3 protein-coding genes and 2 rRNA genes are annotated in these 11,070 nt (G+C 62.9%); 4 read left to right on the top strand and 1 reads right to left on the bottom strand.

All coding sequences use genetic code 11. The features are described from left to right. Positions 1-58 precede the first annotated feature (58 nt). Positions 59-694 (bottom strand): LppX_LprAFG lipoprotein, encoded by a 636-nt coding sequence (locus tag JNUCC0626_RS27520; protein WP_394613655.1) that lies wholly within the window; start codon positions 692-694, stop codon positions 59-61. 41 nt (positions 695-735) lie between these two features. On the opposite strand from JNUCC0626_RS27520, the gene glnA reads away from it, so the two are divergent. The 4 genes from glnA to JNUCC0626_RS27500 all read left to right on the top strand — a co-directional run bounded on the left by glnA (position 736) and on the right by JNUCC0626_RS27500 (position 11,054). Further along, entirely contained in the window at positions 736-2,079 is a 1,344-nt protein-coding gene (glnA, locus tag JNUCC0626_RS27515; protein ID WP_394613654.1) for a type I glutamate--ammonia ligase, read from the top strand. A gap of 18 nt (positions 2,080-2,097) precedes the next feature. Next, positions 2,098-5,628 (top strand): FkbM family methyltransferase, encoded by a 3,531-nt coding sequence (locus JNUCC0626_RS27510; RefSeq protein WP_394613653.1) that lies wholly within the window; start codon positions 2,098-2,100, stop codon positions 5,626-5,628. Positions 5,629-6,108: 480 nt separating this feature from the next. Beyond that, positions 6,109-7,625 (top strand): 16S ribosomal RNA (locus JNUCC0626_RS27505). Between the two features lie 343 nt (positions 7,626-7,968). After that, positions 7,969-11,054: ribosomal RNA gene (locus JNUCC0626_RS27500) — 23S ribosomal RNA — on the top strand. The 16S and 23S rRNA genes sit together here, the layout of an rRNA operon. The last annotated feature ends 16 nt before the right edge of the window (positions 11,055-11,070 follow it).

Here is an 11,070-nt window from a genome sequence, read left to right as displayed (position 1 = left end):
GCACCGTCTCCGAGTCGCTCGCCCGCGCCTCTCGCCGGACGAACTTGCAGGACAGGGCCTACGCAGGCGCCGTCACGGTGACGGGCTTGTCGAAGTCGGTGAGGCCGATGTCGACCTTCTGCCCACCGGGGAGCTCGAACAACGCGCTCTTCAGCTTGTTGTCCTTGTCGATCGAGAACGTCGACTTCACGTCCGCGGAGATGCCCGGCACCAGCCCGGCCGCCACGTCCTTCGGCACCGTCGCCTCGACCACCGACACGTCACCGGACGACTTGGTCTTGGCGTCCTTCGCGGACGAGAGGACCTTCGCGACGCCCTTCTCGGGGTTCAGGATCGCCGACGGGTCGTACACCTGGCCGGCGAACGCGGCCGGCAGCTTGGTGAACCCGCCCGTCGGGCCCTTGAAGTGCAGGTTCCCGCCGGTCAGCACATACTCGATGGACAGCAGGCTGCCCCCGAACGTGACCTTCGCGGTGCCCTTGGAGTCACCGGCCGACGTGAGGTCGCCGTCCGCCTCCTTCACCGGCACGTCCGGCAGCTCGCCGTCGACCTTGATCGTGAAGTGGACGCTCTTCACCGAGCTCATCGACTCGGCCGATTTCGAGAGCAAGGTCGCACCATCGGGGAGATCTCCCCCGGACGTGCAGCTCGTGAGCAGGGCGAGTGCGCAAACCAACAACCAACGTGCCGACATGCGTTGATCGTAGAGTCACCCCAGCCCTTAAGCTGCGCTCTATGGACCGCCAGCAGGAGTTCGTGCTCCGCACGCTCGAGGAACGCGACATCCGGTTCGTCCGGCTCTGGTTCACGGACGTCCTGGGCTTCTTGAAGTCCGTGGCGGTCGCACCGGCCGAGCTCGAGGGCGCCTTCAGCGAGGGCATCGGGTTCGACGGCTCCGCGATCGAGGGCTTCGCCCGCGTCTACGAGTCGGACATGGTCGCGAAGCCGGACCCCGGCACGTTCCAGGTGCTGCCGTGGCAGACACCGGAGGGCACGAACTACTCCGCGCGCATGTTCTGCGACATCACCATGCCGGACGGGTCCCCGTCGTGGGCCGACCCGCGGCACGTGCTGCGCCGCACCCTGTCGAGGGCCAGCGAGGCCGGGTTCACCTGCTACGTCCACCCCGAGATCGAGTTCTTCCTGCTCAAGGGCCTGCCGGGCGACGGCAGCGAGCCCGAGCCGGCGGACAACGGCGGGTTCTTCGACCAGACCTCGCACGAGACGGCCACGCACTTCCGCCGCCACGCCATCGAGGCGTTGGAGGCCATGGGCATCTCCGTCGAGTTCAGCCACCACGAGGGAGCGCCCGGCCAGCAGGAGATCGACCTGCGCTACGCCGACGCGCTGACCATGGCGGACAACGTCATGACGTTCCGCTACGTGGTGAAGGAGGTCGCGATCACGCAGGGCGTGCGCGCCTCGTTCATGCCCAAGCCGTTCTCCGACCAGCCGGGCTCGGGGATGCACACGCACTTCTCGTTGTTCGAGGGTGACCGCAACGCCTTCTACGACGAAGAGGACCCGTACCAGCTCTCCGACGTCGGCAAGCAGTTCGTCGCGGGCATCCTCAAGCACGCGCGCGAGATCTCCGGCGTCACGAACCAGTGGGTCAACTCGTACAAGAGGCTCATCGTCGGCGGTGAAGCACCCACGGCCGTGTGCTGGGGTCACGCGAACCGCTCGGCATTGGTCCGTGTGCCGATGTACTCGCCGGGGAAGTCGTCGTCCCGCCGCGTCGAGGTCCGTTCGCTCGACTCCGCGTGCAACCCGTACCTCGCCTACTCGGTGATCCTGGCCGCCGGCCTGCGCGGCATCGAGAAGGGCTACGAACTGCCCCCGCCCGCCGAGGACGACGTGTGGTCGCTCACCGACCGCGAACGCCGTGCGGCCGGGTACGCGAACCTGCCGCAGAACCTGGGTGAGGCGCTCGCCGAGATGGAGAACTCGGAGCTGCTCCCCGAGGCGCTCGGCGAGCACGTCTACGACTTCTTCCTGCGCAACAAGAGGACGGAGTGGGACGCGTACCGTCGAAGCGTCACCCCGTACGAATTGCGCACACTTCTTCCCATGCTGTGAGGCAGCTACGTGCTCTCCGTGACTGAGGTTCCCGAGTTCCAGCCGACGATCTGCGCGTGCACGGTCGCGACGGCGGCGGAACTCCCGGCGGTCAAGGTCCTGTCCAGCTCGTTCCTCGCGGAGCACCCCGAGGGCCGGTTCGTCGCGCTGATCGTCGACGCGCAGCCGGAGCACTCGGGGCCGGGCCTGATGACGCCGCTCGACATCGGTGTCGACGAGCTCGAACTGCACGTGCTGGCGACGTCGCTGGACGCGGCCGGGCTGAAGGCCGCGATGATGCCGCGGCTGCTCGAGGCGTTGCTGTCGCAGGGCATGCCCGTGCTGTACCTCGACCCGTGGGTGCAGGTGTTCGGGTCGGTGACGAAGCTCGTCGTGGAGGCGTTGCGCACCGCGCCGGTCGTGCTGCTGCCGCGCACGTTGCGGCCGTTGGCGTCCGACGGTCTGCAGCCCGGTCCCGCCGACCTGCACGAACTCGGGGCGTTCGACCCCGGGTTCATCGCGGTCGGTCCGGGGGCCGAGCCCTACCTGACCTCTTTGGACATGCCCGCGATCGTGCCGCATCACGTCGTGCGGGACGCACGGGTCGGGTTGTCCGTGTGGAACGTCGCCGACCGGCCGTTGCACCGCACCGAGTCCGGGGCGCTGGCCGTCGTGGGCCAGGACCTGCTGACCGTCCACTTCCGGGGGTTCGACCCGCAACGGCCGTGGCTGCTGTCCGCCGACTTCGCGGAACGGCCGCGCGTGCTGCTGTCGGAACACCCCGAGGTCGCCGAGCTCTGCCAGTCCTACCGCGCCGAACTCGTGCGCAGCGGCTGGACCGTCGCGCCCGTGCCGTACCGGTTCGACGCGCTGATCGACGGGACGCAGATCCCGTCCGAGCTGCGCGCCGACTACCGGGCCTCCGCCGCGCCGCCACCGCCCGCGTTCGGTGAGGACGGTGGTGGTGGGTTCCTCATCTGGGCGTGCGAGCCGACCGAGACCGGTGGCACGCGGTGGGCGGACGCCGTGTGGCGTGCCGATGCCGCGTTGCAGCAGCAGTTCCCGGCGCCTTACGGGGCGGACGCGGACGCCTGGCGCGAGTGGTGTGCCAGTGTCGGGGTGGGGTCCGGCCGGTTGCCGGCGCCCGCCGTGCCGCAGCCGCGGTCGGAAGGGCCGGCGCTGCTCGACCAGCTCGGCGTGTCCGTCGTGGGGTCCGGGTCGTTGGTCGACCTGATGCTCGCCGCCGCGCGTGCGTCCGGACTGCCCGTGTCGACCGAAGCTGGCTATCCCGTTGTGCTGCGGGCATCTTCTTCTGACGAGGTGCCTTCCGGACGTTTCGTCGTGGACGTCGCACTGGATGCCACGGCTGCGGACGACCGCACGGGCGTTAATGAACTTTGGCTGTCGTCAGACGTGTCGCGTGCTGCTGCCGAACGCATCGGCGGGCCCGTCGTGCGTGTGGTGCCTGTGCCCGTGCACGACCTTGGTGCCCGTGAGCACTCTGCTGGCGATGTGGTGGTGTTCGCGGCGATAGCGGACCACTCTCTCGACAGGTCCGGCAACGTGCTGGGGGCCGTGTCGGCGTTCTTGACGGCGTTCCCCGATCGCACCGACGTCGAACTGCGGATCGCCGTGTCGGGGGCGTTCGAACACCCGGAGGCGGCCGAGCGGCTGCGTCTCGCCACAGCCTCTGACCAGCGGATCTCGTTGGTCGACGGGCTCGACGTGGCCGAGGTCGCCGACGCCGTGGTGTCGTTGCACCGCGGTGGGGCCGACGACCGGATCTCGTTGCGTCTGGCCGAACTCGCCGTGCGTGGCGTACCGGTGGTGGCGTCCGGTCACGGTGCCGTTGCCGAGCTGTTCGGCAAGACGGCTGTCCTCGTGCCGTGTCACCAGGGCGCCGAGCCGGACGTTCAGGCTGCCGCGAAGTTGTTGCGCTCGTTGGCAGATGACCTGCCCACGGCCGTTGCGCTGGGTGCAGCCGCACGGGACCACGTGCTGTCCGCGCGTTCCGTTGCGCGCGTTGCCGAGGTTCTTCGCGAACGCGTCGAGCACGCGTACCGCGGTTGGCGCGCCCGTCGGCCGAAGCCCAAGGCCGAGGTCGACCCGATGCTCGCGTTGCAGTCGGCCAAGCACGCGTTACTCCGGCAGCCGACCGTGGACGGTCCCAGCCGGACGCCGATGGCACCCGCGCTGCGCAAGGTCGTGCTGCGAGCGCTGGACCACTACGACAACCACATGCGCCAGGTGCTGCACACCCTGATCGACGGGGTCGAGCGCACGGTGGCCGAGCTGGTCAACCGGCAGGAGGCGCTGAAAGCCGGCGTCGGAGCCGGTGAGCTGGAGCTCCTGCGCGCCGAGGTCGAGCAGGTCGCCGAACGCCAGGCGCACTTCGGTGACCAGCTGGTCGGCATCGACGACGGGGTCGTGCGCGTGCGCGCGGACATGGCCGGTCAGGGCCGTCGCCAGCGGGACCTGGAGGACGCGGTCGTCGCCGAGGCCGCCAAGCGCGCGAAGTCGGACGAGGTCCTGGCCGAGCGGATCGACAAGCTGACCGTGGCCCTGGACCGGACGCTGGACCGCATCGACGGGCTCGAGTCCAAGGTCGTCGAGGTGTTCCGCGAGCGCGACAGCCGGCTCGACGCCGCTCTGCGCACCGCTCACCAGGCACAACAGACCGCGGACGCGTTGCGGCGCGTGGTGGTTCGTCAGCACGAGTCTTCCGGGGACGCGCCTGAGGTGCGTTCGTCGTTGGTGTTGTGCGACGCGGGCATGATGCGACTGCCCTCCGACGACGCGTTCATGCTTCCGCTGTTGTCGTCCAACGGCGTGTGGGAGCCGGACCTCGCGGAACTGCTCGATTCCGTGCTGGAGCCGGACGGGATCTTCCTCGACGTCGGCGCGTACGTCGGCTATCACTCGATTCGCGTGTTGTCGCGGCTCGGGCTGATGGGTGCCGTTGTCGCCGTGGAGCCGGATGCGTCCGCAGCCGCGCTTTTGAAGCACAACGTTTCCGCGAACCTCCCTGCTGCTGTTGCCTCTCGTCTGACCGTGGTCGAGGGCGCGGCGTGGGAGAGCGCGGGCGAGCTCGCGGTCTCTCCGACGTTGACCGGTGGCGTGTCCGTGTCGCCGTTGCCGGCCGACGCGGGCGAAGACGTCGCACGCGTTCGTGCCGTGCGCTTGGACAAGGCGCTCGAAGAGATCGCACTTGTGCAGGGCATGAAGCTTTCCGTCGTGCGGGTCGACACGCCTGGACGTGGGCATCGTGCTCTCGCGGGACTCGTCCGGTTGTTGCGTCGAGACAGGCCGCACGTGTTCATCGAGTTCTCCGCGACTGCGACGGCGGATCTCGGTGACGATCCGGTGACGGTGCTCAAGGAGTTCGGCGTCTGGGGTTACGACCTGGTCCCGGTGGCGACCCGGCAGCCCGCGCCCGCGGACCAGATCGTGCGGGCGATGGAGGGACTTCGTTCCATCACCTTGTGGCTGCGACCGCGTCCGGTTGGCGCCAAGCCGGCTGGTCCGGCGCCGTCCGTGCCGATCAAGCAGCCCGCTGACCAGGCGATTTGACTTTGATCCACGCCGTGAGTAACTTTCTCCAAGTCGCAAGCGAGACCCCGGAACGAGCGGTTGACACCGCGGATCGGGCCGGGTAAAGTCTCACGGCGTCAAACCCCCAGAAGTAAATAAGCGGCCTAACGTGCTGTCCGGGATCTGAAAATGACCCCGATTTGACACCGGGAAAGCCACTCAGATAACTTCTGAACCAAGCAAAAACTGAATGCGAAGCGAGTTTGCGCCGCGAAGAAGAAGCCGAAACGGCCGATTTGACAAAGCGAAAACGAACGAGCTAAGCTTTCAACACAAGCCCCGAGAGAAAGCCTCCGGAAACGGAGACTGGAACCGGTGAGCGCGTGTTCTTTGAGAACTCAACAGCGTGCCGAAACACAGCCAGTAATATATGAATTACCTCCTCGTCGAGGTAGTTCCTTTGAGGCAAGACTAGATTGATGCCAGACATATTCCGTCTGGAGCGATCAAACACAATCCTTATTGGAGAGTTTGATCCTGGCTCAGGACGAACGCTGGCGGCGTGCTTAACACATGCAAGTCGAGCGGTAAGGCCCTTCGGGGTACACGAGCGGCGAACGGGTGAGTAACACGTGGGTAACCTGCCCTGTACTCTGGGATAAGCCTTGGAAACGAGGTCTAATACCGGATACGACCTTCGATCGCATGATTGAAGGTGGAAAGTTCCGGCGGTATGGGATGGACCCGCGGCCTATCAGCTTGTTGGTGGGGTAATGGCCTACCAAGGCGACGACGGGTAGCCGGCCTGAGAGGGTGACCGGCCACACTGGGACTGAGACACGGCCCAGACTCCTACGGGAGGCAGCAGTGGGGAATATTGCACAATGGGCGAAAGCCTGATGCAGCGACGCCGCGTGAGGGATGACGGCCTTCGGGTTGTAAACCTCTTTCAGCAGGGACGAAGCGCAAGTGACGGTACCTGCAGAAGAAGCACCGGCTAACTACGTGCCAGCAGCCGCGGTAATACGTAGGGTGCGAGCGTTGTCCGGAATTATTGGGCGTAAAGAGCTCGTAGGCGGTTTGTCGCGTCGGCCGTGAAAACTTGGGGCTTAACTCCAAGCTTGCGGTCGATACGGGCAGACTTGAGTTCGGCAGGGGAGACTGGAATTCCTGGTGTAGCGGTGAAATGCGCAGATATCAGGAGGAACACCGGTGGCGAAGGCGGGTCTCTGGGCCGATACTGACGCTGAGGAGCGAAAGCGTGGGGAGCGAACAGGATTAGATACCCTGGTAGTCCACGCCGTAAACGGTGGGTGCTAGGTGTGGGGGGCTTCCACGCCCTCTGTGCCGCAGCTAACGCATTAAGCACCCCGCCTGGGGAGTACGGCCGCAAGGCTAAAACTCAAAGGAATTGACGGGGGCCCGCACAAGCGGCGGAGCATGTGGATTAATTCGATGCAACGCGAAGAACCTTACCTGGGCTTGACATGCACTGGAAACCAGTAGAGATATTGGCCCCCTTGTGGCCGGTGTACAGGTGGTGCATGGCTGTCGTCAGCTCGTGTCGTGAGATGTTGGGTTAAGTCCCGCAACGAGCGCAACCCTCGTTCCATGTTGCCAGCACGTAATGGTGGGGACTCATGGGAGACTGCCGGGGTCAACTCGGAGGAAGGTGGGGATGACGTCAAGTCATCATGCCCCTTATGTCCAGGGCTTCACACATGCTACAATGGCCGGTACAAAGGGCTGCTAAGCCGTGAGGTGGAGCGAATCCCATAAAGCCGGTCTCAGTTCGGATCGGGGTCTGCAACTCGACCCCGTGAAGTCGGAGTCGCTAGTAATCGCAGATCAGCAACGCTGCGGTGAATACGTTCCCGGGCCTTGTACACACCGCCCGTCACGTCACGAAAGTCGGTAACACCCGAAGCCCGTGGCTCAACCCGCAAGGGGGAGAGCGGTCGAAGGTGGGACTGGCGATTGGGACGAAGTCGTAACAAGGTAGCCGTACCGGAAGGTGCGGCTGGATCACCTCCTTTCTAAGGAGCATCTACCGATGATCTTGGGCAAACGTTCCGAGCATCGGTCAGAACCACACCAGCCTCGATGCTGGGTGGGCTCATTAGTGGATGCTGGCTGGCTAGACGTTCGGTTGTCACGACAGTGAGTACTGCTCTTCGGAGCGTGGAAAGGTGTCGGGAGGGCTGGATGAACAGATCGGTACGCTGTTGGGTCCTGAGAGAACACGCTCTTCGTGTCTTTCAGTGATCGGGTCATCTCAGCGCTCGAACCGCCGGCCTTCAAGGCCAGCAGGCGAGCAGCACAGAAGAGATGATGACCGTTCGTTCTTTGAGAACTGCACAGTGGATGCGAGCATCTTTGTAGCAAGTTAGTAAGGGCATACGGTGGATGTCTTGGCACCAGGAGCCGATGAAGGACGTAGGAGACTGCGAAAAGTCTAGGGGAGCTGTCAACCGAGCTGAGATCCTAGAATGTCCGAATGGGGAAACCCGGCCCCAGTCATGTGGGGTCACCCATACCTGAACACATAGGGTATGTGGAGGGAACGCGGGGAAGTGAAACATCTCAGTACCCGCAGGAAGAGAAAACAACCGTGATTCCGTGAGTAGTGGCGAGCGAAAGCGGATGAGGCTAAACCGCGTCTGTGTGATACCCGGCAGGGGTTGCATTCGCGGGGTCGTGGGACCTCTTGGCTAGTTCTGCCGGACTAGCGAACAGTCAAAAACCATTGTGGTTAGAGGAATACGTCTGGAAAGCGTGAGCGTAGAGGGTGAAACTCCCGTACTCGAAAACCCGATGGCTGTTTAGAGTGTTCCCAAGTAGCAGCGTACTCGTGAAATTCGCTGTGAATCTGGCGGGACCACCCGCTAAGCCTAAATACTCCCTGGTGACCGATAGCGGACTAGTACCGTGAGGGAAAGATGAAAAGTACCCCGGGAGGGGAGTGAAATAGTACCTGAAACCGTGTGCCTACAATCCGTCGGAGCCTTTAGGGGTGACGGCGTGCCTTTTGAAGAATGAGCCTGCGAGTTAGTGCTACGTGGCGAGGTTAACCCGTGTGGGGTAGCCGTAGCGAAAGCGAGTCTGAATAGGGCGCTTGAGTCGCGTGGTCTAGACCCGAAGCGGTGTGATCTAGCCATGGCCAGGGTGAAGCGCGGGTAAGACCGCGTGGAGGCCCGAACCCACCAGGGTTGAAAACCTGGGGGATGAGCTGTGGTTAGGGGTGAAAGGCCAATCAAACACCGTGATAGCTGGTTCTCCCCGAAATGCATTTAGGTGCAGCGTCGTGTGTTTCTCACCGGGGGTAGAGCACTGGATGGTCTAGGGGGCCCACAAGCTTACCGAAATCAACCAAACTCCGAATACCGGTGTGTTAGAGCGCGGCAGTGAGACTGCGGGGGATAAGCTTCGTAGTCGAGAGGGAAACAGCCCAGAACGCCAGCTAAGGTCCCTAAGTGTGTGCTAAGTGGGAAAGGATGTGGGGTCGCACAGACAGCCAGGAGGTTGGCTTAGAAGCAGCCACCCTTTAAAGAGTGCGTAATAGCTCACTGGTCAAGTGGTCCTGCGCCGACAATGTAGCGGGGCTTAAGCACACCACCGAAGCTGTGTCATTCCGAGCTTGTCTCGGGATGGGTAGGGGAGCGTCGTGTAGCGGTTGAAGCGGCGGAGTAATCCAGCCGTGGACGCTATGCGAGTGAGAATGCAGGCATGAGTAGCGAAAGACGAGTGAGAAACTCGTCCGCCGGATGACCAAGGGTTCCTGGGCCAGGCTAATCCGCCCAGGGTAAGTCGGGACCTAAGGCGAGGCCGACAGGCGTAGTCGATGGACAACGGGTTGATATTCCCGTACCCGTGTGAACGCGCCCATGATGAACCTTGTGATACTAACCGCCCGAAGCCCTTCGAAACTCCTTCGGGAGCTAGAAGTCAGTGGAGCGCGGGACCTGAACTTGTAGTAGTCAAGCGATGGGGTGACGCAGGAGGGTAGCTCCGCCAGTGAGTGGTAGTACTGGTGCAAGCGTGTAGGGAGTCTGGTAGGCAAATCCGCCAGGCATATATCCTGAGACGTGATGCGTAGCCGATTGAGGCGAAGTAGAGTGATCCCATGCTGCCGAGAAAAGCCTCTAGCGAGCTTTCACGCGGCCCGTACCCCAAACCGACACAGGTGGTCAGGTAGAGAATACCAAGGCGATCGGGCGAACTGTGGTTAAGGAACTCGGCAAAATGCCCCCGTAACTTCGGGAGAAGGGGGGCCGTAGCGCTTGAAGCCTCTTGCAGGCTAGGGCGAGACGGCCGCAGAGACCAGCGAGAAGCGACTGTTTACTAAAAACACAGGTCCATGCGAAGTCGCAAGACGATGTATATGGACTGACGCCTGCCCGGTGCTGGAACGTTAAGGGGACCGGTTAGTCACTTCGGTGGCGAAGCTGAGAACTTAAGCGCCAGTAAACGGCGGTGGTAACTATAACCATCCTAAGGTAGCGAAATTCCTTGTCGGGTAAGTTCCGACCTGCACGAATGGCGTAACGACTTCTCGACTGTCTCAACCGCAGGCCCGGCGAAATTGCATTACGAGTAAAGATGCTCGTTACGCGCGGCAGGACGGAAAGACCCCGGGACCTTTACTATAGCTTGGTATTGGTGTTCGATTCGGCTTGTGTAGGATAGGTGGGAGACTGTGAAGCGGCCACGCCAGTGGTTGTGGAGTCATCGTTGAAATACCACTCTGGTCGTATTGGATGTCTAACCTCGGTCCGTGATCCGGATCAGGGACAGTGCCTGGTGGGTAGTTTAACTGGGGCGGTTGCCTCCCAAAGAGTAACGGAGGCGCTCAAAGGTTCCCTCAGCCTGGTTGGCAATCAGGTGTTGAGTGCAAGTGCACAAGGGAGCTTGACTGTGAGACTGACGGGTCGAGCAGGGACGAAAGTCGGAACTAGTGATCCGGCCATGGCTTGTGGAAGCGTGGTCGCTCAACGGATAAAAGGTACCCCGGGGATAACAGGCTGATCTTCCCCAAGAGTCCATATCGACGGGATGGTTTGGCACCTCGATGTCGGCTCGTCGCATCCTGGGGCTGGAGTAGGTCCCAAGGGTTGGGCTGTTCGCCCATTAAAGCGGTACGCGAGCTGGGTTTAGAACGTCGTGAGACAGTTCGGTCCCTATCCGCCGCGCGCGTAGGATACTTGAGGAAGGCTGTCCCTAGTACGAGAGGACCGGGACGGACGGACCGCTGGTGTGCCAGTTGTTCTGCCAAGAGCATTGCTGGTTGGCTACGTTCGGAAGGGATAACCGCTGAAGGCATCTAAGCGGGAAGCTCGTTCCAAGATGAGGTATCCCACTCTTCGTGAGTTAAGGCCCCCAGCTAGACCACTGGGTTGATAGGCCAGAGGTGGAAGACCGGTAACGGTTGGAGCTGACTGGTACTAATAGGCCGAGGACTTGTTACAAAGACGCTACGCATCC

The organism is Lentzea sp. JNUCC 0626, from assembly GCF_043632865.1.
Classification (GTDB): domain Bacteria; phylum Actinomycetota; class Actinomycetes; order Mycobacteriales; family Pseudonocardiaceae; genus Lentzea.
The sequence above is the reverse complement of the archived record's forward strand: the minus strand, read 5'-3'. Positions and strand labels throughout refer to the sequence as shown.

Coding starts and splice junctions, on each gene's coding strand:
- JNUCC0626_RS27520 (WP_394613655.1), bottom strand. CDS start 694: ATGTCGGCACGTTGGTTGTTGGTTTGCGCACTCGCCCTGCTCACGAGC.
- glnA (WP_394613654.1), top strand. CDS start 736: ATGGACCGCCAGCAGGAGTTCGTGCTCCGCACGCTCGAGGAACGCGAC.